The sequence below is a fragment of the Ruminococcus sp. HUN007 genome, from assembly GCF_000712055.1.
Lineage (GTDB): Bacteria > Bacillota > Clostridia > Oscillospirales > Ruminococcaceae > HUN007.
Map to the genome: position 1 here is coordinate 2,942,123 of NZ_JOOA01000002.1, position 24,445 is coordinate 2,966,567.

17 protein-coding genes, 1 tRNA gene and 2 rRNA genes are annotated in these 24,445 nt (G+C 43.5%); 16 read left to right on the forward strand and 4 right to left on the reverse strand.

The window, feature by feature from the left end:
- Window positions 1-165 precede the first annotated feature (165 nt).
- The 5 genes from CC97_RS16860 to CC97_RS16880 all read left to right on the forward strand — a co-directional run bounded on the left by CC97_RS16860 (window position 166) and on the right by CC97_RS16880 (window position 5,456).
- Window positions 166-2,990 (forward strand): 23S ribosomal RNA (locus CC97_RS16860).
- Between the two features lie 62 nt (window positions 2,991-3,052).
- Window positions 3,053-3,169 (forward strand): 5S ribosomal RNA (gene rrf / locus CC97_RS16865).
- Window positions 3,170-3,176: 7 nt separating this feature from the next.
- Window positions 3,177-3,253, forward strand: a tRNA-Asn gene (locus CC97_RS16870).
- A 71-nt stretch (window positions 3,254-3,324) separates the two neighbouring features.
- The gene (locus CC97_RS16875; RefSeq protein ID WP_044976462.1) at window positions 3,325-3,531 is read left to right on the forward strand and encodes a hypothetical protein; all 207 of its coding nucleotides are present in this window, start codon (window positions 3,325-3,327) and stop codon (window positions 3,529-3,531) included.
- Between the two features lie 59 nt (window positions 3,532-3,590).
- On the forward strand, window positions 3,591-5,456 hold the full coding sequence (locus CC97_RS16880; RefSeq protein ID WP_049962998.1) for a CotH kinase family protein: 1,866 nt from the start codon (window positions 3,591-3,593) through the stop codon (window positions 5,454-5,456).
- 51 nt (window positions 5,457-5,507) lie between these two features.
- Here the strand turns inward: CC97_RS16880 and CC97_RS16885 are convergent, their stop codons facing one another.
- Window positions 5,508-6,476: an aromatic acid exporter family protein gene (locus tag CC97_RS16885; protein ID WP_044976464.1), complete on the reverse strand. Its 969-nt coding sequence runs from the start codon at window positions 6,474-6,476 to the stop codon at window positions 5,508-5,510.
- 377 nt (window positions 6,477-6,853) lie between these two features.
- Here CC97_RS16885 and CC97_RS16890 point away from each other — a divergent pair, with 377 nt between their 5' ends.
- The 4 genes from CC97_RS16890 (at window position 6,854) to CC97_RS16905 (ending at window position 12,211) form a co-directional block, all read left to right on the forward strand.
- Window positions 6,854-7,342 carry a hypothetical protein gene (locus CC97_RS16890; RefSeq protein ID WP_044976466.1) on the forward strand — a complete coding sequence of 163 codons (489 nt, stop codon included), beginning with the start codon at window positions 6,854-6,856 and terminating at the stop codon, window positions 7,340-7,342.
- Between the two features lie 150 nt (window positions 7,343-7,492).
- Entirely contained in the window at window positions 7,493-8,617 is a 1,125-nt protein-coding gene (locus CC97_RS16895; RefSeq protein WP_044976468.1) for a GH25 family lysozyme, read from the forward strand.
- Window positions 8,618-8,724: 107 nt separating this feature from the next.
- Entirely contained in the window at window positions 8,725-9,702 is a 978-nt protein-coding gene (locus tag CC97_RS16900; RefSeq protein WP_044977177.1) for an aldo/keto reductase, read from the forward strand.
- Window positions 9,703-10,111: 409 nt separating this feature from the next.
- Entirely contained in the window at window positions 10,112-12,211 is a 2,100-nt protein-coding gene (locus CC97_RS16905) for a dockerin type I repeat-containing protein (protein WP_044976470.1), read from the forward strand.
- Between the two features lie 507 nt (window positions 12,212-12,718).
- Here the strand turns inward: CC97_RS16905 and CC97_RS16910 are convergent.
- A complete protein-coding gene (locus CC97_RS16910; protein ID WP_044976472.1) occupies window positions 12,719-14,293 on the reverse strand; it encodes an AAA-like domain-containing protein in 1,575 nt (524 codons plus the stop codon).
- Window positions 14,294-14,515: 222 nt separating this feature from the next.
- Here CC97_RS16910 and CC97_RS16915 point away from each other — a divergent pair, with 222 nt between their 5' ends.
- Both CC97_RS16915 and CC97_RS16920 read left to right on the forward strand, forming a co-directional pair.
- Window positions 14,516-15,421, forward strand: a complete 906-nt coding sequence (locus tag CC97_RS16915) for a serine acetyltransferase (RefSeq protein WP_044976474.1) — start codon at window positions 14,516-14,518, stop codon at window positions 15,419-15,421.
- A gap of 10 nt (window positions 15,422-15,431) precedes the next feature.
- Window positions 15,432-16,565, forward strand: coding sequence for an ATP-binding protein (locus tag CC97_RS16920; protein ID WP_044976475.1), 1,134 nt, complete (start codon window positions 15,432-15,434; stop codon window positions 16,563-16,565).
- Between the two features lie 112 nt (window positions 16,566-16,677).
- Here CC97_RS16920 and CC97_RS16925 read toward each other — a convergent pair whose 3' ends face one another.
- On the reverse strand, window positions 16,678-16,887 hold the full coding sequence (locus tag CC97_RS16925; RefSeq protein ID WP_044976477.1) for a PTS ascorbate transporter subunit IIC: 210 nt from the start codon (window positions 16,885-16,887) through the stop codon (window positions 16,678-16,680).
- Window positions 16,887-17,915, reverse strand: coding sequence for an SPFH domain-containing protein (locus tag CC97_RS16930; RefSeq protein ID WP_044976479.1), 1,029 nt, complete (start codon window positions 17,913-17,915; stop codon window positions 16,887-16,889). Before CC97_RS16930 ends, CC97_RS16925 begins: the two co-directional genes overlap by 1 nt.
- Before the next feature lie 419 nt (window positions 17,916-18,334).
- Between CC97_RS16930 and CC97_RS16935 the strand changes: the two genes are divergently transcribed.
- The 5 genes from CC97_RS16935 (at window position 18,335) to CC97_RS19200 (ending at window position 24,299) form a co-directional block, all read left to right on the forward strand.
- Window positions 18,335-20,047 (forward strand): AAA family ATPase, encoded by a 1,713-nt coding sequence (locus CC97_RS16935; protein ID WP_044977178.1) that lies wholly within the window; start codon window positions 18,335-18,337, stop codon window positions 20,045-20,047.
- Window positions 20,048-20,136: 89 nt separating this feature from the next.
- Complete coding sequence (locus tag CC97_RS16940) at window positions 20,137-20,718, forward strand: TIGR01440 family protein (protein ID WP_044976481.1); 582 nt, start codon at window positions 20,137-20,139, stop codon at window positions 20,716-20,718.
- Between the two features lie 27 nt (window positions 20,719-20,745).
- The gene (gene deoC / locus CC97_RS16945) at window positions 20,746-21,504 is read left to right on the forward strand and encodes a deoxyribose-phosphate aldolase (protein ID WP_081850176.1); all 759 of its coding nucleotides are present in this window, start codon (window positions 20,746-20,748) and stop codon (window positions 21,502-21,504) included.
- A gap of 235 nt (window positions 21,505-21,739) precedes the next feature.
- Window positions 21,740-22,774: a serpin family protein gene (locus CC97_RS16950; protein WP_278245346.1), complete on the forward strand. Its 1,035-nt coding sequence runs from the start codon at window positions 21,740-21,742 to the stop codon at window positions 22,772-22,774.
- A gap of 247 nt (window positions 22,775-23,021) precedes the next feature.
- Window positions 23,022-24,299, forward strand: coding sequence for a dockerin type I repeat-containing protein (locus tag CC97_RS19200; protein WP_049962999.1), 1,278 nt, complete (start codon window positions 23,022-23,024; stop codon window positions 24,297-24,299).
- Window positions 24,300-24,445 lie beyond the last annotated feature (146 nt).

Genomic DNA, 24,445 nt, shown 5'->3' on the forward strand with positions numbered 1-24,445 from the left:
AGTTATCCTCTGACATGTATTCTTAATGAATACAAACCAAAGCATCTTGAAAACTGAATATTAAGATATTAAAACTACGAGAAGAAGAACGACAATTTAAAAAACAAGTTTTTTTAATAGTCAGGTAACAAAATTCTACAGACATAATTTCGAACTGATACAAAAGGTAAAGCTAATAAGAGCGTATGGAGAATGCCTTGGCATTGGGAGCCGATGAAGGACGTGGTCAGCTGCGATAAGCTGCGCGGAGCTGTAAGCAAGCATTGATGCGCAGATTTCCGAATGGAGCAATCCGCATGATTAACAGTCATGCATCATACAGTGAATCAATAGCTGTATGAGGGGAACCCCCTGAACTGAAACATCTAAGTAGGGGGAGGAAGAGAAATCAAACGAGATTTTGTGAGTAGTGGCGAGCGAAAGCGAAAGAGGCCAAACCAGAGACAGCAATGCCTTTGGGGTTGTGGACTGCATTTAGCATTTTAAGTTTTAGCTGAAGTGCATGGGAAGGCACACCAGAGAATGTGACAGTCATGTAAGCGAAAAGACGAGAAAGCGAGCAGGATCCAGAGTACCGCCGGACACGTGAAATCCGGTGGGAAGCCGGGGGGACCACCCTCCAAGCCTGAATACTACCCAATGACCGATAGCGAAGAGTACTGTGAAGGAAAGGTGAAAAGAACCCCGGGAGGGGAGTGAAAAAGAACCTGAAACCATATGCTTACAAGCACATAGAGCACGTCAAGGTGTGATATGGTACCTATTGTAGAATGGTCCGGCGAGTTATCTTACTCAGCAAGGTTAAGTACTTAAGGTACGGAGCCGAAGCGAGAGCGAGTCTTAACAGGGCGTTAAGTTGAGTGAGATAGACCCGAAACCGAGTGACCTAGCCATGTCCAGGCTGAAGTGGAGGTAAAGCTCCATGGAGGGCCGAACCGACCCCCGTTGAAAAGGTGGCGGATGAGGTGTGGCTAGCGGAGAAATTCCAATCGAACTCGGATATAGCTGGTTCTCCTCGAAATAGCTTTAGGGCTAGCGTTGTGAATGATTACCGGAGGTAAAGCACTGAATGGGCTAGGGGTCGAGAGATTACTGAACCCTATCAAACTAAGAATGCCGGATAATAAGATCACAGCAGTCAGACCGTGAGAGATAAGTCTCACGGTCAAAAGGGAAAGAGCCCAGACCCACAGCTAAGGTCCCCAAACAGGTTTAAGTGGAAAAGGATGTGGGGTTGCCCAGACAACCAGGATGTTGGCTTAGAAGCAGCCACTCATTAAAAGAGTGCGTAATAGCTCACTGGTCGAGTGACCCTGCGCCGAAAATTCAACGGGGCTAAAATCTGTACCGAAGCTTGGGATTGGTACGCAAGTATCAGTGGTAGAGGAGCGTCGTATCGAGGGTGAAGTCATAGCGTAAGCGATGGTGGACGAGATACGAGTGAGAATGCCGGAATGAGTAGCGAGAATTATGTGAGAATCATAATGGCCGAAAGTCTAAGGTTTTAGGAGGAAGGTTCGTCCGCTCCTAGTAAGCCGGGAGCTAAGGTGAGGCGGAAACGCGTAGCCGATGCACATACGGTGGAAATTCCGTAGCCTCCGAAGTATTTAAGCATGAGGACACTTTTGAAGCGAATAGCCGGGCGCTGGTTGCCCCGGTCGTAAGGGACTGCAATAGCGGGAAGTATTAGTGGAAAGAGGCGAGAAAAGTCATGTGTATATACAAGGAGCCCGTACCGCAAACCGACACAGGTAGACAGGAAGAGAATTCTAAGGCCAACGGGAGAAAGGTTGTTAAGGAACTCGGCAAGTTGACCCCGTAACTTCGGGAGAAGGGGTACTCAGAAATGAGTCGCAGAGAATAGGCCCAAGCGACTGTTTAGCAAAAACACAGCTCTATGCTAAATCGAAAGATGACGTATATGGGGTGACACCTGCCCGGTGCCGGAAGGTTAAGAGGAGGAGTGAGAGCTCTGAATTGAAGCCCCGGTAAACGGCGGCCGTAACTATAACGGTCCTAAGGTAGCGAAATTCCTTGTCAGGTAAGTTCTGACCCGCACGAATGGTGTAACGATTTGGGCACTGTCTCAACAACCTACCCGGCGAAATTGTAGTACCGGTGAAGATGCCGGTTACCTGCGACTAGACGGAAAGACCCCATGGAGCTTCACTGTAGCTTAATATTGGATTTCGGTATTTCATGTACAGGATAGGTGGGAGACTGGGAAACACGGACGTCAGTTTGTGTGGAGTCGCTGTTGGGATACCACTCTTGAAGTGCTGGAATTCTAACCTGTGACCATGAATCTGGTCAGGGGACAATGTTAGGTGGGCAGTTTGACTGGGGCGGTCGCCTCCTAAAAGGTAACGGAGGCGCTCAAAGGTTGGCTCAGTATGGATGGAAACCATACCAGAGAGTGTAAACGCAAAAGCCAGCCTGACTGCGAGACTGACGGGTCGAGCAGGAACGAAAGTTGGAGTTAGTGATCCGGCGGTATGTGAGTGGAAATGCCGTCGCTCAACGGATAAAAGCTACCCTGGGGATAACAGGCTGATCTCCCCCAAGAGTCCACATCGACGGGGAGGTTTGGCACCTCGATGTCGGCTCATCGCATCCTGGGGCTGAATTCGGTCCCAAGGGTTTGGCTGTTCGCCAATTAAAGCGGTACGCGAGCTGGGTTCAGAACGTCGTGAGACAGTTCGGTCCCTATCTGTCGTGGGCGAAGGATATTTGAAAGGAGCTGTCCCTAGTACGAGAGGACCGGGATGGACGCACCTCTGGTGCACCAGTTGTCACGCCAGTGGCACAGCTGGGCAGCTAAGTGCGGATCGGATAAACGCTGAAGGCATCTAAGCGTGAAGCCGGCCTTAAGATAAGATATCCCATCGAAAGAGTAAGACCCCTCAAAGACTAAGAGGTTGATAGGCTTAACGTGTAAGCATCGTGAGGTGTTAAGCGAGTGAGTACTAATCGGTCGAGGGCTTTTCCTAGAGTATCAGGGAAGTCTGTAGAGAAATCGTAGAAAGAAATCGGAATATTCAGTTTAAAGATAGTCGGTGTTAATGGCAAAGAGGTCCCACCTGTTCCCATTCCGAACACAGAAGTTAAGCTCTTTTACGTCGAAAATACTCGGTTGGCGACGACCCGGGAAGATAGATAGACGCCGGCACAAATATTCCTCCGTAGCTCAGTCGGTAGTAGCACCTGACTGTTAATCAGGGTGTCACTGGTTCAAGTCCAGTCGGGGGAGCCAGAAATGATCCGTACATCGTTTGGTGTACGGATTTTTTGTTATAAAAAATAATGCAGACAGGAGAGTGAAAAATGAAATATATCGTAACGGATCTTGAAGAACCTGATAATGGCTGTGAAGGTTTTATGCCGGGTGAGGAACCTATGGTGACTCTTACTCTGAAAGATGAAAACGGAAAAATCTCAAAGGTTCGTGTTCCTGATACTGAGGCATACAGGCTCGGCTGGGATACAGGCAGTGAGATAGACAGTGCGGAATTAAACAGTATCACGTCGTAAAATGATATAATCAAACAATAATCCGTTGTACAGATAGTTTTGACAAAGGAAAAAGGAATATGAAAAATTATAACAGACAAACTGCGGTCATAACCGGCCTTGCTGTGTTGCTGGCTGGTACAGCTATTATGTTTTCCTCATGTGCAGGACAGACTGTGGAAAACAGCGCTGTTTCCGAAACAAATCAGGGATCAGAGAAAGCTGAAGAACAGACAGAAAAGCTTCAGATCGAAACTGCTGATATTAAAGAACCGTTTGAAGCGGAGGAAATGAATTTTTCGGTAAAAAGCGGGTCGTATGATTCTCCGTTTTATCTTGAAATTACGGCTCCCGAAGGAATCACTGTATATTACACGCTTGACGGAAGTGAACCGGATACAGAAAGCATTAAGTATACTGAACCTGTTCTCATCACTGACAGATCAGATGAGCCTGCTGTTATGAGCAGACACACTGATATAGTTCCGCCGATGGATAAGGATTTTTACGCGGAACCTGATGTACAGAAGGAAAAAGCTACAGTATTAAGAGCGATGGCAGTAGATAAAAACGGAATACAGACAGGGATAGTTACTAATACATATTTTATCGGAAATGCGATCGGAGCTGAAAAGTATAAGGGACTTAAAATTATCTCACTCGTTACTGCTGAAGGTAATCTTTTTGATCATGAAAAGGGTATCTATGTTATGGGAAAGACCTATGACGACTGGAAAAAGAGCTCTGATTATGACCGTGATACATTTGAATGGGACATTCCGGCTAACTACAGGCAAAAAGGCAGAGACTGGGAACGTCCGGTTTCCATACAGTTTTTTGAAGACGGAAAGCTTGTGTGTTCTGAAGATGCGGGGATAAGGATACATGGAGGTGCTTCCAGATCATATCCGCAGAAAAGCTTCAATGTCTATTTCAGAAAGGACTACGGATCTTCAAAACTGGAATATGATCTGTTTTCAGGCAGTGTTAAGACTAAGTCCGGCGGTGAAACGGTAAATAAGTTTGATTCATTTATGCTTCGAAACGGAGGAAATGATGCAGAATATCTACGTTTCCGTGACAGTCTTATTCAGTCACTTGTAAGTCACCGTGATTTTCTTACCCAGGGAATGGAGCCTTGCATTGTTTATATAAACGGTGAGTTCTGGGGACAGTATGAAATAACTGAAAAGATGGATAATTCATATATAAGCACTCATTACGGTGTACCGAAAAATGAAGTGTGTATGATAAAAAAAGACATGCTTGAAGAGGGTTCGGAAGAAACATTTGCAGAATTTGAAGAACTTAAAGCCTGGGTCGGGAAGACAGATTTTTCTGATCAGAGTGCATACGAAGAACTTTGCAGACGTGTTGATATGAAGAGTTATATGGAATATATAAGTACTGAGATCTACATTGACAATTCCGACTGGGGCAGTGCAAATTCGGCATTGTGGAAGGCTGAAAAGACTGATGAAAGCAATCCTTACGCAGACGGAAAATGGCGTTTTATTCTGTTTGATACTGAGTACAGCACATCTATTTATCCGGATCAGACATATGCATCGAAAAACAGCTTTAAAACTCTTTTGGAGAGTAAGGGCTTTATAGGAAGGCTTTTCGATTCGGCGTTGAAAAACGATACCTTCAGAAAGGAATTTGAAAAGACTTTCATGGATATTGCAGAAAATGATTTTTCCGATGAACGTGTTAATGCTGCAGTTGAAAAGTATGAAAATGAATACCGTGATATTGCCGCAGATACAATATACAGGTTCTGGGGCTGTCAGTCCGGCATGCTGCCATATTACCACTATGCTGCGGATAATCAATCCCCGGGAGATGTCAGATCCAATTATGATGAGGCAATGGAAATGTTAAAGAGATTCTTTTCACGCCGCCGCGGACAGATAACAAAGCATCTTCAGAAATACGTGAACTGATGCGGAACAGAATATGAAAAAAAGTGAACGCCGGACTGACGTTCACTTTTTTTATTTATTGTTTTCCATAAACATTTTCTTGATGGTGAGAAATTCGCGTGTACGGATCATTAAGTTGTAAAGTGAGGCGCGGTTCTCGAATTCTTTACGTGATTCAGGCATTTTCTGATTTTTCATTTCAGTTATTACTTTATTGGTTTCTTCGAGAAGTCTGCTTACGTTATTGTATTCGTGGTACTCGTCCTTTATCTTTTTCAGCAGTTCTGACAGGATGTGCGCCTGTTCTGGAGTGGAATCCATTTCCTTGACTGATTTGTACATTTCATAAAGAATGGTGCACTGCTTTTGCCTCATATCAAGATAAAGAAGATCATAATTATCGTTGTTTATGAGTGAATTCTGCCGGTTTAGGACTGCGAGATCACGGGCTGATTTCATATATCCGTCAAGGCGCCTGAAGCAGTCTCCGGTGTAGTCGGATTTGTCGCTTACAAGTACACGGTCAGCCATACGGCCTATTATGGCTTTGATCTCATCGTCAACGGCTGTTCTGTACTCGGCCATCTTTTTGGTGTCTCTGTGCAGATAGAGGTTAAGCAGGAATCCGGTTCCGGCACCGATGAAAAGCAGCAGAAATTCGTTTATAACTATCTGCAGGTCAAAATGTTTTTCTGAAAGGATATGGGCGATAAGCACTGATACGGGGACAATGGCACTCTGTGCGCGTAACAGTCCGCATATCAGTATGAATACAAAAAGATAGACTGCAAATGCCGTAGTGGTATATCCGAGAAAACGAAAACTGATAAATGATGTTATTATTGCTGTGATAAATGAAATAAGCCGTTTCAGCGCAATCTCAGCAGTTTCCTTTTTAGTATTCTGAATACTGAGAACCGTAATAAGTCCCGCTGTCGCACTGTACTTTACTCCCAGTAGTGTTGAAATAACGATTGCAGCAGCACATCCGGCTGATATCTTTGCAGCATTGAATACTGCAGATTTCGAAATTTTAGGCATAGATTTTTCTCCGTTGGAATGGTTTTATTTCTTGAAAGTTTACTCGCTTTTAAGTATAGCATATCCGGAAATGCTGTTCAATGGAAATAAATTACACCAATTGGGGAAACAGTGTTTCCCCAATTCAACAATCTCCCAGAAGTGGATACTGGCCGAAGTTTCTATCTTAGCTGGTCACATTATGTTAAACTAATGCGTATTGAAAATATTGATGAACGTCATTTTTATGAAACAGAATCTGTAAAGAATGACTGAAGTTTAACTGAACTGATTTCTTACTGCTGAAAATGTATTATCACCCTTGAAATTGACGCGGATACATGTTATAATAATTTAATAGAACGATTGTGATATCGGACAGAGGGGAAGTGCAGAACATGAGAAAGCTTGTACTGATCATGCTGTGTATCGGCCTTTTCTTTTGGGGCGTTGTAAAAGTGTTCGACAGAAAAGACCATGACCTTGATAATGTCGGCGAGGTCAGTGTGATACGCACTCTTGACGGTAATGCAGAAAGTCATTCGGTCAAGGGAGAAAAACTTAATAAATGTTTCAAGGATAAAATAACTGATTTTGATATAGCACCGCTTTCCGAACTTGCTTCAGAAGCAGTGAAGGTTGAAAAGCCTGATGTGATCGACGACAATAACAATATTGCCGTGAAGTACAAAGGCGAATTTATAGACGAAGAAGAACACGATATCTACTACAGTATCTATGATTCGGATTTCAATCTTCTGTATGAAACGGACACCCTAGGGGTGGTTTTTGAAAAAGGAAACGATTATTACGCAGTTGTTGATGTAAAATGGGGACACGTAAAGAATTATGTCTGCCTGCGTTATTGCATTAAGATAACCACATAAAAGAGTCATTTGTGATTCTTTTGTGTGGTTTTTTTAGTGAATAAAAAAATTCTTTTTGCAATCTCTATAAATTGGATGCAAAAAACCATTTACTTTTTGACGAAAATGTGGTAAAATGAATTCATAGTTTTTAGCGAGGTGATACAGAGAGTGAAGAAGTTTTCACTGAAAAAATTTTTGATAAGCACAGTTGCTGCTTCTGTGATGGGTTTCCAGACAGTTCTGCCCGCTGTATCCGCTGAAGAAGAATACGGTGTAGACGTATCAAGATATCAGGGGAACATTAACTGGGACAAGCTTCCGGATGACGGTATGAGTTTTGTTATTCTTCGTGCCGGAACAACAAAGTACGGGATCGATTCACAGTTTGAGGAATATTACAAAGGAACAAGAAAAGCCGGAATCAAGACAGGCGCCTATCTTTTCATAAGTGCGATGACACTTGAGGAGTTTAAGGCTGCAGCAGAACAGTTTATCGGTTATCTTGACGGCAAACAGTGGGAAATGCCGGTATATATAGATCTTGAGGAAAATGAGCAGACCACGCTCGGCAAGCAGACACTTACTACCTACGCACTTGCGTGCATGAACATTCTCAGCGACGCCGGATACAAGACCGGTATCTATTCCAATCTTAACTGGTACAGAAACTATCTTGACAAGGATCAGATAGACCGCGCCGGTTATGAGATATGGTACGCTCAGTATCCTGAGGCTCACGCTGATCCTCATAATTATGACAAGAGCGATATGTGCAGGATCTGGCAGTACTCAAGTCAGGGAAAAATTGATTCCATACCTGAAAACAGTGTTGACCTGAACATTGCATACCACATTTATGATGAAAAAAAATCTGTAAACGGTGCCGGTGAGCCGTGGATGGTGCCTTTCCTGACAAGAAAGACCATGAAAGCGGGTCCGGGCGACGAATACGGTGATATACTCAATGTTCCGCAGAATACGGTTCTGAACATTTCAGAGATCAGATATGATGACGGAACCGAATGGGGAAAATTCTCCTTCGGAGGATATGTCGGATGGTGTGATCTTTACGGCATGATCGATTATTCAGCCGAAGGTGTACCGGAAGATCCGTACTCATATTACGATGTTAATCTCGACGGTTCAGTAAATTCAGCTGATATTCTTGCACTCAAGAGTTACATTCTCTGTGCGGACGGTGAAGGACTCAGCGCAGATCTGAACGGTGACGGAAAAGTAAATGTATTTGACCAGCAGAGACTTACTGCGTATATCAGTGCGAATTTAGGATAATAATGCCGGATGAAACCGTAACAGCGTTTTCGCGCAGTTCATCAGTTTATTAAGCAGGGATCTGCTTGAAATTTTTAAATTATGATAACAGAAGGGAAGAAAAAATTATGTACAAGGCAAATGATAACAGATACGATAATATGATCTACCGTCGCTGCGGCAAAAGCGGACTGAAGCTTTCAGCAGTCTCACTCGGACTCTGGAAGAACTTCGGCGCTAATGATGATTTCGCAAACATGGAAAAGATGGTTCGTACCGCTTTTGATCTCGGTATAATTCATTTTGACCTGGCAAACAATTACGGGGATCCTGACATCGGCTCAGCTGAAGAAAATTTCGGTAAGATCCTTGACAACGGGCTCAGAGCTTACCGTGATGAACTCTGCATTTCGACCAAGGCAGGCTATGACATGTGGCCGGGACCTTACGGTGAAAGAAACGGTTCAAGAAAATATCTTATCGCTTCACTTGACCAGAGCCTTAAGAGAATGAACCTTGACTATGTTGATATTTTCTATCATCATATCGCTGATCCGAATACATCGATAGAAGAAACAGCAGTTGCTCTCAATGATATCGTAAGACAGGGCAAGGCACTCTACGTAGGCATATCCAACTACAACAAGTTCCAGACAGCTGAGATCATAAAGATATTTGAAGAGCTGCACACACCGTTTGTTGTAAATCAGCCTTCATGGTCACTTCTCAACAGATGGGTAGAGGAAGACGGACTTGACAGCTTCTGTGAAGAACACGGCATCGGACTTGCAGTATTCTCACCTCTTTCAAACGGACTTCTTACAAACAAGTATCTCGGCGGTCCTGTTTCAGGTGCAAGAGTTCCTGCAGATACAGTTGATGCAGCAATGGTTGAACGTCTTAACAAACTTAACGCTATCGCATCTTCAAGAGGTCAGAGTCTTTCACAGATGGCTCTCTCATGGATACTCTTCAATTCTTCAGTTGCAACCGTACTTATCGGTGCAAGCAGACCGGAACAGATCGAAGAAAACGTTAAGTGCATTGATAATCTTGATTTCACATACGAAGAGATCAAGCAGATCGATGATATTCTTAAGAAATAATTTTTTATTAAAGTAATTAAACGCTGATCATATCGATGAAAACCGATATGACCAGCGTTTTTTGTTACCAGGATATATAGCGGTCAAAGTAAAGCGATTCAAAATTCGTCGGTTCTTCTTACATCAGTTCAAGCGTTCCTGTGGGCGTGCTTTTTCTGGTTTATATGAATGTTTGTGCAACTGTGCCAGTATATAAGAAGGTGATATGTACATGATTCACAAGCTTTTGAATCTTTTCAAAAAAAATTAAAAATCAGCGGAGATAAATCAGGGTTTCGTGTGTATAATAAATAGAAAGCACATAATTGCTTTGAATGGACATTATCATTCGGACAGGCGGTTTTAACCATTAATAACAAATGTTCTCGCCCCCCTGTAATGTGGGGGTAAGTGAAAGGGATGTATCTGTATGAAAAAAATAATAGCAGGGATTATGGCAGTATCGATTATGGCTTCATGCGCACTTCCGTCAGTTTGTGCGGAAGAGGTTTCGGTGGAAAACGTTTCTTCTGTATCTGAAACAAAGACAGAAAGCGGATATACAGGAACGATGAAAGAGATCATTGGAAAGTATGAAGCTGAAGGGGCGCTGGTTTTTGATCTGGCGCGTGATGAAGGAAGACATAATCTTAAAACACTCGTTATTGAACCTGACGGCAAAGTTCATTACTTAACCGATGAGTCGTATGATATCGTTACGATGAAGGACGGAACAGAACCACCGTATGCAGAAGTGAACGGCAGATACGGTACACAAGAAAGAATTAAATTTGTAAAAGAAGAAGGAAGCAATTCTTATCGTTTCACTCCGAGCGGAAGCCAGTTTGAGGATGAAATGCTTAATGTGCTGAATAAAAACAGCAATGTTCTTTCTCTTGATGAATATATCTGTGTGAAAGAACATAAGATCGACGGATTTACCCTTATTATCTTTTCGATTGATCCACTGGACAAGGATGAGTTCCTTGAAAAATATTCTATGCTTGATCTTGAGTATATGAAGGAAGAAGATGAAGAAGACGGTAAGGCATACTATTTCAGCTGCAAACCGGAAAACTGGTCGGAGGATGATTTCAATGCCTTAAAAGAACTGAATAAAAGGCGTGATATCGGCAACTGGTTTGCTGTGGAACCGGAAGCCGGTCAGGAGACAGGAGAGGTAACTCACAGAAATCTTTATACAGCGTCATCTGATGGGGTATTCATTGGCTGGCTGAATAAGAATGATGTTGATTACGAGATAATTGAACCGGATATTTTTGCATCTGATGAGGAACACCGGAGCGGTCTTGTGCCTTCATTCTATCAGCCGTGTGACAGAAGCACTTCAAATATACTTGAATGTTCCTTTGATATGAATCATGCCGGCGAGATATGCTATCTGTATGATGAACTTTTATGTACACTTTTTGTAATATATGATGAAAAGAAAATTACGGCCGATGAAATTGATGAATTGAATAAGAAACTGGAAAATGCATGGATCGAACCTGCGGGGGGCTGCTATTTAATTAGAAGCGAAAGTATAACTGCTATGTTCGATGCAGTTGAAACACTTACTTCATCATGCAGCAATATTCAGGAAATGATAGCCTGGTGGAGCTGGACAACGGCTGACTGGAAATTTGATAAGATAACCTGCTATTTATACAATACGAAAAAGACGGGAAAACTGCAGACTCCTAAAGAAGTGATCGCTATCTGTGAGGAGATAGCTCCGGTGGCCGATACCAGTATCAGTTTTGTAGACGGTGATGAAAATGAGAAGTGCATAACAGTTTCTTTCGATGAAATCCTTTCATCTGAAAAAGGTCTTAGCGAAAAGCAGATCCTTGCCATTGAAAAACTGATGGGCGGATGTAACGGTATAACGATCAGCCCTGAAATGGTAAGCGGTACAGAGAACAGGGTAAGAGAGTACTTTGTTCCGGTATATAACTCGGGTATTTTCTTTACGCTTAAAGGCTTGCCGCAGATCTGGGACGACGAGCTTGTCGAAGTAAGAACGACAGACGGAGAGAAGTACTACACTTTCGGAGACTTCAGACAGAAGTACAGTTCATTAAGTGATGTTCCGGGTGGGGATAGTGTGGTTCCAAAGTATTACGTCGATAACAGCACTGTAACACTCAGAACTCTTGATACTGATGAAGATGTATGCAGTCTGAAAAATTTTGTAGTAAAACACAGAAATAACCCTGCATCACATTACGATTCGAGCGGCAGCTATGCCGGAAATGACAGATATGATGTCCTTACCCCGACTGTTGCTCTGGAGAAACCTGAAAATCCGGTGACCGAAACTAAAATAATGACCGGCGATCTGAACAGTGACAATAAAGTTGATATTACTGATCTGTCATACCTGTCACTCTATCTTATCGGAGACATGGAACTGAACGATACTCAGAAGAAAGCAGCAGATGTTGACGGAGACGGTGAAGTAAAACTTGCAGACCTTGCAAAGATGAGACAGTTTCTTTCCAGAAAGGTAAGTTCGCTTAGCTGATACGAACTTTGGAAACAATGAGCAGCGATAAAAAGGTACAATTGTGTCTGTGACGCAATTGTACTATTACCAGAAAAGGCACCCATTGGGTGCCTTTTGAGTAAGCTGTTTTTTAACAGTCTCTGTTATAATTAAGGAAACACTGATTAAGCCAGCAATCCGGCTTCGCCGGATTGCTGGGGCGTGGAGATTGCGGGGCTTCGCCCCGAACCCCACGCTGATTTATGAATAAATCAGCGTTTCCTTAATGCATGTTACCGTACATGTCTTCAAGCGTTATAAGTTTAACTTCACCTTTTTTCTTCCGATAAACATAGTGACCTCCTTTAAAAAGTGTATTACGAGTTACTAACTTTAGACTCACTTATTATAAAATATTTCATTTGAAATGTCAACATATATCAGAAAAAAAGGTATATCTGCGTCTGCGACGCAGATATATTATAAATAGCGCGCCGCAGGCGCACCGAGAGAAATCGGAACGCCTGCGGCGTGCTGTTTTTTATATCATACCACTGCTTCGAAAATGGTTTTATCACCTACAGAAATGGTTTTCGTACCGGTCTGCTTGTTCTTGTTGAAGTTGAAACTCAGCATATAGCCTTTGGTTATGTGGTAGTAGTCAAGGTAATCGGCGAGCTGTTTTTCGCCTCGTTCATTGTATTCGGGACCGTGCCAGATCTTCATTTCGATGATGTACTGTTTTCCTTTGTAATCAATGATCAGATCAGTTCGTCTCAGGTCACGGGTGCGGGCTTCGATATAGTAGTTTGCACTTCCGTTGATGATCGGACGGATGAAAAGAAGAAACAGTCTTCTTCCGGCTTCTTCGAGAAATTCATCAGTCTGGCTGCCGTATATATCGGTATAAACGACGATAAATCTTTCAAGGATCTTTTCCATATTGAGCAAGCCGTTTTCGATGTATTCATTCCTGTGAAAAGCGCTGTCCTGTGCAAGGGCGTTTGAAGTCTTTTCGACGGACAGAAAATAATTGTAAAGCCTTGTTTCAAATATGCGGTTGGCGATGCGGACTTTTCCGGTGTCGTTTGTGATGAAACCGTACATATTCGCCATGCCGATAATATGATTGTCCGGAGTGAAGGTGTATTCTTCGCCTTTGAAAAGAACTGAATACAGCATGTCACGCAGATCAGGATTGTCTTCGATTTTATTTATCAGTGATTCAAAAAGCGGAACCGATTCATTTACAATGATCTTTGCAGCTTCTGCTATGCCGTCCTTAGTCCAGGCGTTTTCAGAAAGCTTTTTATCATTGATTTGGCAGATCATTGAAACGAGAACCGGATATCCGGAAGTATAGTCGAAGATCTGTTCCGATATTCCTGCTATATCCATGCCGGTGCAGTGATCGGCTTCATATTCCTCAAGCATACCTGCGATATCTTCACATGAAAAACTCATGTCGATGTCAAGAGCATTCGCTATATTCCACGGACTGTTGTGTCTGTGTTCAGAATCCGGACGGATCTTAAGCTGAAGATTTCTTATGTCATGGACACCCGCGAGAATTACCGAACGGAAAGTCGGAACGGAAGCACGTTCGATATATCCGCCTCTGAGAAGAGATAAAAAGTCCAGAAAGATCTGATTGTTCGATGCGCGGTCAATCTCATCGATCATCAGAACCACAGGTTTGTCGGCAGTCCGGCAGATGTCTTTAAAATAACGGAACAGCATGATAAGACCAAATTTAGGTGAAGCATTGTCAACTGCAGAGATGAGCTTCTTCTGTATCTCTCTGATACTGTCGGGACAGTTCCATGCAGCCATGGCATCTGAAAATGCAAGTGCAAAAGCGAGAGCAAAGTCATTCTGATTTTCAAATTCGGCGTGCGTCATACTTGTCTGAAAATCTATAAGAGCGATATAGTATTCTTCGCTAAGTACTTTTCTCAGCATGTGGAGGGTAGTAGTTTTCCCGTACTGTCTGGCACGGTTTACAGTAATATACTGACCGTTTCCGATCATTGTTCTGATCACATCAAGGCGCTCTGACAGATCGACCATGTAATGATCAGCCGGATCACAGTTGCCGGTCACATTGAATACTTTTGCCATATGATCTTCTACCTCACTTTTCTGTCTGATAATTGTTTTCCCGAAATGATAATGCCAGTTACTATTAGTATAGCACAATACAGGCGGTGATTTCAATGGAAATTTTCCCTCAGACACTTTACCAAAACCTATAAAAATGGTATAATAAAAAGGTGATGCCAAAGTGAAGCGGTGCTTAACTGCGGCTTACTACTGAAATTTTACCGACGGAGGAAACAGTAAGTGGGAACTCTTAATGAAAAAAGAATAAACTGCATAGTTCAGACCATTCTCGAAGACTACGAGGATGACCGTACAATAAATAAAACAGATTTCTGCAACCAGCCGGACAAGGAGGCTATAACGGGGATCATTGAAAAGCTTCTCAAGATCATGTATCCGGGTTATTTTGATGACAAGGTCTACAGGGTCTACAGTATAAAAAACAATCTTTCGGCTGCTATCGAGGATATCATTTATCACCTCAATAAGCAGATCAAGATCGTTCTCCGCTATAACGCCGATATGTTCGGCATGCCGGATGAAAAACTGAGTGTGATGGCTGAGGAGATCACCTGTGAATTTATGGAGAAGATCCCTGAAATACGTTCGTTCCTGGAAACAGATGTACAGGCTGCTTTTGACGGGGACCCGGCGGCGGTAAGCAAGGAGGAAGTTATTCTTTCCTATCCGGGTATATATGCGATAACAGTCTACAGGATAGCACATGAGCTGTTTAATCTCGGAGTTCCTATGATACCGAGAATAATGACCGAACACGCACACAGCATAACGGGTATCGATATCCATCCGGGTGCGACTATCGGAAAATACTTCTTTATCGACCACGGTACCGGCATCGTAATCGGTGAGACTACTGTGATAGGTGATCACGTAAAGATGTATCAGGGGGTTACTCTCGGCGGTCTGTCCACAAGCGGCGGACAGAGGCTCAAGGGCGTGAAGCGTCATCCTACAATAAAGGATAACGTTACGCTTTACTCCGGTTCTTCCATACTCGGCGGTGAGACGGTCATCGAGGAAAACGTCGTTGTCGGAGGTAACACCTTCGTTACGGAATCAGTTGCAAGTGATTCGCGTGTAAGTATGAAGAAGCAGGAACTGCAGATAAAAAACAGGAAAAAGTGAGGCCGGAAAAATGACGATGACAGTTGAGGATATGAAAAAACTTTCCCCTGACGGCTGCCAGATAATCGATATACGAAGCGAAATGGAGCTTTCCTATGGAAAGATTCCAGGGGCTGTACACATAAAGCAGGATGCCCTTTACGGAAATGAATATATCGACAGAAGCGGGAAACCGGTCATCATCTGCTGCAGCAGAGGCGAATTCAGTGTTGAAGCTGCGGAAAAACTCCGTGAGGAAGGCGTAAATGCATTCAGCCTCGAAGGCGGATACCGTGCATGGCTTATGGATGCGATAAATGAACCGGCAGCCCGTGTTTCTGCGGAAGATGTGGAAATGAGTCTGCGAAAGAAATTCAAGAAAAACATCTGGTGCAGGTTTACTAAGGCTCTCAATATGTATGAACTGATAAAGCCGGGTGACAGGATAGCAGTCTGTATTTCAGGCGGCAAGGATTCCATGCTCATGGCGAAGTGCTTTCAGGAACTTAAGCGTCACAACAAGTTTGAGTTCGACGTGAAGTATCTTGTCATGGATCCGGGATACAGTCCGGACAACAGACGCATAATTGAGGAGAACGCGAAGAACTTAAATATTCCGATAGAGATTTTCGAGTCGCAGATATTTGATTCGGTTTTCAATATCGAAAAGTCGCCGTGCTATCTCTGTGCGAGAATGAGAAGGGGACATCTTTACACATTTGCAAAGCAGCTTGGCTGCAACAAGATAGCTCTTGGACATCACTACGATGATGTTATTGAAACGATCCTCATGGGAATGCTCTACGGCGCACAGGTACAGACCATGATGCCGAAGCTGCACAGCACGAATTTCGAGGGAATGGAACTTATTCGTCCGCTCTATCTGGTACGTGAGGATGACATCAAGGCGTGGCGTGACTACAATAATCTTCATTTTATCCAGTGTGCATGCAAGTTTACCGACACATGTGTAAGCTGCGACAACGAAGAAAACCAGTCCAAGCGCATCGAAATCAAGAATCTTATAAAGACACTTAAAAAGACCAATCCGCTGGTCGAAAGCCACATTTTCAAGAGCGTCGAGAATGTCTGTCTTGACACGGTCATCGCCTACAAGAAAAACGGCGAAAAGATCAGTTTTCTTGATCATTACGATGACGAATAATAATACCAAAAAAGCCATTCGCGGATGCGAACGGCTTTTTTCTTTGGGGTGGAGGGGCGAAGCCCCTCCGCAAAAAAGCCCCCTCCTATTGGGAGGGGGTTGGGGGTGGGGATCACGATTCAAAATCCTCCACATCTATATCCAGTGGTGCGTCGATCTCTTTACCGACGTATCCGCCGTTTTTTCGCCTTTGTTTTACACATTCGGTCAGCAGGTACTCTATCTGTCCGTTCACTGACCTGAAATCATCTTCCGCCCATGATGCTATGTCGTTGTATAGTTTTTCGGACAAGCGGAGCGGGACCTGTTTTTTTGCAGCCATCAGTAAATACTTCCTGAATTAACTACAGGCTGAGCATCGTGGTTGCCGCAGAGGACAACGAGAAGATTGGATACCATTGCGGCTTTTCTCTCGTCATCGAGTTCAACGACATTCTTTTCGGAAAGCTGTTCAAGAGCCATTTCAACCATGCCTACCGCACCGTCAACGATGAGTTTTCTTGCGTCAACTACTGCTGAAGCCTGCTGTCTCTGGAGCATTGCTGCTGCGATCTCCGGAGCGTATGCAAGGTATGTGATACGTGCTTCGATTATCTCGATGCCGGCTATCTGAACTTTTTCCTGGATCTCGTCGCGGATACGTCCCGCAACGATCTCGCTTGAACCGCGGAGGCTGCCTTCATCGGCAATGCCGTCGCCTGTTGTGTCTACATTTTCAGCTACATCATAAGGATAGAGTCTTACAATGTTTCTGAGTGCTGTGTCGCACTGGAGTGAAAGGTATTCCTTGTAGTTGTCTACTTCAAAAACTGCCTTTGCAGTGTCAGTAACACGCCACATAACTGCGATGCCGATCTCGATAGGGTTGCCGAGGCAGTCGTTGATCTTCTGCTTGTTGTTGTTGAGTGTCATGATCTTGAGTGAGATCTTCTTGTTAGTCTGAGCAAGCTGAAGACTTGCAGCATCTGAGCCGGTTCCGGTGCTCAGTGAGAACAGTGAACTGTTGTCGCCTGAAACGTCACCGCTCTGTCTGAGTTTTGTTGCAGCTGCCGGGTTGAAAGCTGTGCAGAAAGGATTTACCCAGAAGAAACCGTCGCCTTTGAGAGTGCCCTTGTATTTACCGAAGAGTGTGAGCACGAGTGCTTCCTGTGGCTTTAAAACCTTAAGGCCCAGAGTAAGGATCCAGCCGAGCAGTACCCAGATGATCGAAATTACGCCGAGAACTGTTCCGATTCCTGTGCATGATGAAAGTCCGATCGGGATGAGCGGAATAGCAACAAGATATGCGATAATGATGAAGATAAGCATAGCCATGCCGTTTTTGTTGGTTGTAATGATTTTCTCTTTCATGTTGTACCTCCCCACATCTGTGATGTGTGTTCTGTATTTATCTTAATATCAACAACGTTTCTTGCTGATATCATTATGATATCATATTAATTTTCGGTTGTCAATATCTTTTCAGAAAATTTTCTGAAGATCATCTTAAAGGCCGGAAGTAAGGCACATTCATCACCGTTGCAAAGAACTTAAAAATGTTGTATACTTTAAATATATGAAAATACGTAAAGAGTCAGCTGCATACTGATATTCTGTTACCTGAGTCTGGATAAAGGATATATGCTGAGTTTCAGTTTCAATAAGGATAAGAAACCGGGCGTAAAGGAAATCGTGTCAGTTACTGTTGCTTAAAACCCGTAAAAATGATACACTTAAAAGAACAGAGCGTAAAATTTGAAAAAGGAACCAGCCGGAAAGGAGAAAATGATATGCCTCGTGGAATAGGAACAGGAGTGCAAAGTTTCAGTAAACTTATAGAAGAAAAGTGTTTTTTAGTAGATAAAACAAAGTTTATAAAGGACTGGTGGACAACAAAGGATGAAGTCACTCTCATCACCCGACCGCGTCGTTTCGGAAAAACTCTTAACATGAGCATGCTCGAATGTTTCTTCAGTCCGGAATATGCAGGCAGAGCGGATCTTTTTGAAGGCCTTGATGTCTGGGATGATGAGAAAATGAGAGAACTGCAGGGAAAATGGCCTCTGATCTTCATTACAATGGCATCAGTAAAAGGTACCTGCTATGAAGATTTTCTTGAACAGATGAATGCAGAAATGCAGTCAGTTTATTCACGCTATGAAGAGTTTATAAATAACAGTGACAGGATCTCGGAAGAAAAAAAGGAAAAATTCAATCTTTTTAACCGAACAATGCTGAAAGCGATGGTTGCCGAACAGGAAAATCAGAAAGTCAATAAAACTGTTGTTACACAGAGTATAGCATATCTTTCAGAACTTCTTTCGATCCATTACGGAAAGAAAGTAATTATACTTCTTGATGAATATGATACGCCGATGGTCGAATCCTATGTGAAAAAATACTGGGATGAAGTCGTATCTTTCATGCGTACATTTTTCAATACAACATTCAAAAGCAATCCGTACATGTACCGCAGTGTACTTACCGGAATAACAAGAGTAAGCAAAGAGTCGCTGTTTTCTGATTTCAATAATATCGAGATGTGTACGATTTCAGCCGTAAAATATCAGGAATACTTCGGATTTACTGAAGAAGAAGTATTTGCAGCTATGGATGAATACGGACTTACAAATAAGGATGAAGTGAAATACTGGTATGACGGATTTACCATCGGTGATCTTAAGGATATCTATAATCCGTGGTCGGTGATCAATTTCCTCGGCAAGAAAAAATTCGCACCATACTGGGCAAATACAAGTTCCAATAAACTTGTAAGTGATCTTCTGCGTAAAGGTGATGCAGAACTGAAAAGTGATTTTGAATATCTTCTCTGCGGAGGAACAGTAACGAAGCAGATAAATGAAGAACTTGTATACAGTCAGCTTGAACAGACCCGCGATTCAGTATGGAGTCTGCTTACCATGAGCGGATACCTGAAGATAAACAGTATAAACGGGAAAAAATATGAGCTGGAACTGGTAAATCATGAAACTAAAGAAATGTTTGAAGGACTGATCGGGGGCTGGTTTGCTGAAGGTGACAGATACAGTAATTTTCTCAAAGCCCTTCTTCAGAACGACCTTGACTACATGAATAAATTCATGAACGACTTAACAGTATCGATGTTCAGCTCATTCGATACAGGAAAGAAGCCGTCAGAGGAAGCTGAACCGGAACGTTTTTATCATGGTTTTGTTCTCGGACTTCTGGTGGATCTTCGTGACAGATATGCAGTAACATCCAACCGTGAAAGCGGATTCGGAAGATATGACGTACTTCTTGAACCACTGGATAAGGAAAAAGATGATGCAATGATATTCGAATTCAAGGTGATGAACAAAAGAAAAGGCGAAAAAAATCTTGAAGATACAGTAGCAGCAGCACTGAAGCAGATAGAGGACAGAAAGTACGAGCAGATACTTCTTGACAAGGGAATAAAGAAAGACAGAATCCGCAAGTACGGCTTTGCATTCGATGGCAGCAGAGTTCTTATAGGTGAATAAACATCTGATAAGTGTTTTATATCAACAGCACAGTGAAGATGTTTACTTGAATATATCATAAAAAAAACAAACAGAAAGCTGGAATAAAAATGGCAGGAACGACTCATGAAGTTGAGGATAAATCAGTTATTGAAAAAATAAAAAAGGACGCAGCAGAGGCGGCTGCCGAGCTTGTGAAGGAAGGAAAACTTCACCGCGGGCAGATAGTTGTTATCGGATGCAGTACAAGTGAAACTCTTGGTGAGGATATCGGAAGCTGGTCTGTGCCGGAGGCCGGAGAGGCTATTTACGACGGGCTCATGTCGGTTTTCGGGAAAGAGGGTATCTTTATTGCGGCGCAGTGCTGTGAGCATCTTAACAGGGCGATAATCACGGAAAGGGAAGCTGTTCCTTTTGCCGATATCGTGAACGTTGTTCCGCAGCCGAAGGCAGGAGGTTCATTTGCAACTGCGGCATATAAAAAGATGAAGGATCCGGTTGCAGTCGAGGAGATACGTGCTGACGGCGGTATCGATATCGGAGGTACGCTTATCGGTATGCATCTGAAGAAGGTTGCCGTTCCGCTCAAGCTTAAGCAGGATCATGTGGGCAGAGCCCATGTAACTGCGGCCCGTGTACGTCCGAAGTTTATCGGCGGCGACAGAGCTGCTTATGACGAGAAACTGAAATAATATATAAATATGAAAAGGGGTTATTGAATGGATATCAAAGGAATACTTTCAACATGCGATCATACTCTTCTGAGTCAGACAGCAACATTCGAGGAGATCAAGGCACTGTGCGATGATGCGATAAAGTACGGGACTGCATCGGTCTGCATTCCGCCGTGCTATGTAAAACCGGCAAAGTATTATGTCGGAGACAGGATGAGAATATGTACCGTGATAGGGTTCCCGAACGGAAACAGCACCACTGCCTCCAAGGTTTTTGAAACGGAGAATGCAGTGGAAAACGGAGCCGATGAGATAGATATGGTCATCAACATCGGTATGCTGAAGGCGAAGGAATATTTCTACGTTCTTGACGAGATACGCTCAGTTAAAAGGGCGTGCGACGGCAGGATACTTAAAGTGATCATCGAGACATGTCTTCTTACTGAAGAAGAGAAGATCAAGATGTGTGAGCTCGTGACGAAGGCCGGTGCAAATTTCATCAAGACCTCCACCGGATTTTCGACCGGAGGTGCAACCTTTGAAGATGTAAAGCTTTTTGCAAAGCATGTCGGACCGGGCGTAAAGATCAAGGCAGCCGGCGGTATAAAAACTGTTGAAGACGCAAAGAAGTTTATTCTGCTTGGCGCTTCAAGACTCGGAACGAGCCGTCTTGTTAAGATAGCAAAGGAAGAGGAAGCAGATGATTACGACTCCGGCAGCTCATGGGAGTCAGTCAGTGTTCTCGATATCGATATGGATGAAAGCGATGATGAAGGTTCAGACTTCGACAGGCTGACGGAGTGACCGGCGTTTCCATGATAATGTAAAACCAGTATATCTTCGATATGCATATGTGCTATCGGGATATGCTGGTTTTGTTGTTTTCCGGATATCAGCGGCTCCTGGTATGCGATCTTCTGTCTGTGAATTGTTTATATATTTCCGGCAGTGTTTTGTGCACATGTACAAAGTTGAATTTTTCTTCAAACATTTCTTCCGGTACGGATGTTATAATATATGAAAGCTTTCAGAATAAGGGGTGATTCCTATCAGTGTCTATATGGCGGTTTCAGTGCTGACGGAATGCTCAGACGGAGACAGCCTTGCGGAACTTACAGATTTCCTGCAGGTATCCGGTACTGAAGAACTCGGAAAAATCAATAAAGATATTTTTGATTCGCTCTATTTTGATGAATTTGACAAGTACTGTCGTATGACAAATTCTATCTGGCTTGCACGTCAGTATAATTTTGAGAAAGACAAGCTGAAAACTCTTGCTGATAAATACTATACGGCATCATTCCTGCGTGACTTCGAATCGCAGCCGGAATGTGACGATATATCGGAATGGATCAGTCAGAATACGTCAGGAAAATTCAAGCCGTTTATTGCGGCAGATACAGAAGATAAAAAAACGCTGCTTAAGATAATCAATACAGTTACATTCAAGGAGAAATGGAATACAAAATTCCGTGCCGGTGAAGAAGGCGCTTTCCACGGCAGCGACGGAGACATAAACTGTATGTTTATGCACGGAGAAGATAAATACGGGCGTATCGCTGAAGATGAAGCTTTTACAGCATATATAAAGAGCTTTGAAGACGGATATAAAATGAATTTTATTCTGCCTGCTGACGGAAAGAGCGTAAATGATATTGTTTCCGACAGTGAAGTTATGAACAGAGTTTTTCAGGCGAAAACCGGTGAAGCAAGAAATGTAATTGCCGATATTCCGAAGTTCAGTTCCGGCTCGAAATTTGATCTTGTATCCACACTGAAGGATGCCGGAGTTACGAAGATCTTCGACGGACTTGATATAGAGCCTCTTGTAAAGTATGAAGAAAACGGACTGGACGGAGCCAGTGTGAGTGATATAGTTCATGAAGCGGTAATTGACGTTGATGAAAAGGGCTGCGAGGCCGCTGCATACACAATAATAAACATGGCCCCGACGACTTCCATGCCTCCGGAGGACTATGAGTTTAAAGCAGACAGACCGTTTATCTATTTCATTTCCAATGAAGACGGCGTTCCGCTTTTCGTAGGTATCGTAAACGATCCGACACAGAAATAAAATTTTCATCCATGTGGATTACTCTGAATAAAGATAGTCAGCGGGAGTACCGGTAAAAATCCGGTGCTCCCGCTGGTTCCGTATAAAGGCAGTCTTCACCCCTTCGGGCCGAAGACTGTTTCGGAGCAGCGCATATTCAGCATGTTTTCGCTTGCAAAAGCCTTGCTTATAGAGTATAATATCATCATAAGCGCCCGTATTTACAGGGCGCGTAAGGCGGCAATAATTCCTGAAAGGATATGATAAAATGAAAAGCAATTTTGTAAAAAAGGCAGCTCTTGCATCGCTCTGCGCCGGTATCGCTTTTTCTCCTGCAGCAGCTCCGGGTATAATGAACAGTACACCGGATGTAAAAGTATCTGCAAGTGCTGAAATGGCACATGATCCGTCAAGGGACGTTCAGAAGGACGGCGTCGGAAATCCGTTCAACTACGGTGAACGAAACACCCCTGAAAACGGAACTGATGAGGAGATCCGTGCCATCAACCATAAGATGAGCGTGCAGGAAGTAAAATACTGCATGTACAAGGAGATCGACGAACACTGGGATCTTATCAGAGTACGTTTCGGTCAGGATAACCGTGAAATGGTCTACGCTCTTTTCTGCGGCCTCGGTTCACGTGAATCGACACTCGGCGGAAACGGTGACGGCGCCGACCTCGAAACTGCTCAATCCGAAGGTTTCGGCGTAAGCTCCGCACATGCATACGGAACAATGCAGACAGCGGTTACAGCCTTCAAGGACTGCGACCCGACATTTATGAAGGAAGATGACGTTCCTGAAATGTATCAGTATACACTGACACATGCAAACTTCTACGATGCAGTTATTTCAAACCACATGGGTATAAGAAAACTCATGCACTTTGTACGTTCTGCCATCGTTGACTACAACCTCGAAGGATATCAGGTCGTAAGAGCGGCTCTCAAGGCATTCAACACCGGATGGGCTAACTACACCGGCGAAGACGACGGATACTACAAGAACTATCCTGATGAGATCATCGCCCTTGCGCGCTGGTACTACGAAGAAGGACATCTTTACGACAACGAATTTTCATGGACGACTGACAAGCGCGCCGATGAATACCGTCAGGGCAATCCATGGGACTGGTGGGGAGACGGCGTACCAAGCCTCGCCGAGATAAGCACAGCTCCGGCTCCTGTTTCACCTTCACCGACTCAGGCTGTATCACCATCACCGACTGCACAGCCATCTGAACCGGCAGCTTCACCTACAGTTTTACCGACTGTAACACCAACAACATCTCCGACAGTTACTCCGACAGTGTCACCAACTTCGACAGAAACTCCGGGAAAAGCACTCCTGCCGGGTGACGTGGACGAAAACGGCAGAGTGGATATTACTGACCTTACCACACTGGCTATCCATCTGCTCGACAAGACAAAAATCTCAGAAACGGCTGCAAAGAACGCAGACGTTGACGGCGACGGAAACATCTCACTGACTGACCTTGCTACTATTCGTCAGTACCTTTCAAAGAAAATCGACAAGCTGGGATAAGCATTAAATCACAGAGCGAAGAGAATAAAAATGGCCATCATTCCGATAATATAGCTGTCGATTTGCTGTCCGGCAGCTCTGAAATGGCCGAATAATAAATATTATGAATTATTATTGACAAATTATCAGTATCATATTATAATGGA

Excerpts from the sequence above, each read along its gene's own strand:
- CC97_RS16875 (WP_044976462.1), top strand. The coding sequence starts at position 3,325 with ATGAAATATATCGTAACGGATCTTGAAGAACCTGATAATGGCTGTGAA.
- CC97_RS16880 (WP_049962998.1), top strand. The coding sequence starts at position 3,591 with ATGAAAAATTATAACAGACAAACTGCGGTCATAACCGGCCTTGCTGTG.
- CC97_RS16885 (WP_044976464.1), bottom strand. The coding sequence starts at position 6,476 with ATGCCTAAAATTTCGAAATCTGCAGTATTCAATGCTGCAAAGATATCA.
- CC97_RS16890 (WP_044976466.1), top strand. The coding sequence starts at position 6,854 with ATGAGAAAGCTTGTACTGATCATGCTGTGTATCGGCCTTTTCTTTTGG.
- CC97_RS16900 (WP_044977177.1), top strand. The coding sequence starts at position 8,725 with ATGTACAAGGCAAATGATAACAGATACGATAATATGATCTACCGTCGC.
- CC97_RS16905 (WP_044976470.1), top strand. The coding sequence starts at position 10,112 with ATGAAAAAAATAATAGCAGGGATTATGGCAGTATCGATTATGGCTTCA.
- CC97_RS16910 (WP_044976472.1), bottom strand. The coding sequence starts at position 14,293 with ATGGCAAAAGTATTCAATGTGACCGGCAACTGTGATCCGGCTGATCAT.
- CC97_RS16920 (WP_044976475.1), top strand. The coding sequence starts at position 15,432 with ATGACGATGACAGTTGAGGATATGAAAAAACTTTCCCCTGACGGCTGC.
- CC97_RS16925 (WP_044976477.1), bottom strand. The coding sequence starts at position 16,887 with ATGGCTGCAAAAAAACAGGTCCCGCTCCGCTTGTCCGAAAAACTATAC.
- CC97_RS16930 (WP_044976479.1), bottom strand. The coding sequence starts at position 17,915 with ATGAAAGAGAAAATCATTACAACCAACAAAAACGGCATGGCTATGCTT.
- CC97_RS16935 (WP_044977178.1), top strand. The coding sequence starts at position 18,335 with ATGCCTCGTGGAATAGGAACAGGAGTGCAAAGTTTCAGTAAACTTATA.
- CC97_RS16940 (WP_044976481.1), top strand. The coding sequence starts at position 20,137 with ATGGCAGGAACGACTCATGAAGTTGAGGATAAATCAGTTATTGAAAAA.
- deoC (WP_081850176.1), top strand. The coding sequence starts at position 20,746 with ATGGATATCAAAGGAATACTTTCAACATGCGATCATACTCTTCTGAGT.
- CC97_RS19200 (WP_049962999.1), top strand. The coding sequence starts at position 23,022 with ATGAAAAGCAATTTTGTAAAAAAGGCAGCTCTTGCATCGCTCTGCGCC.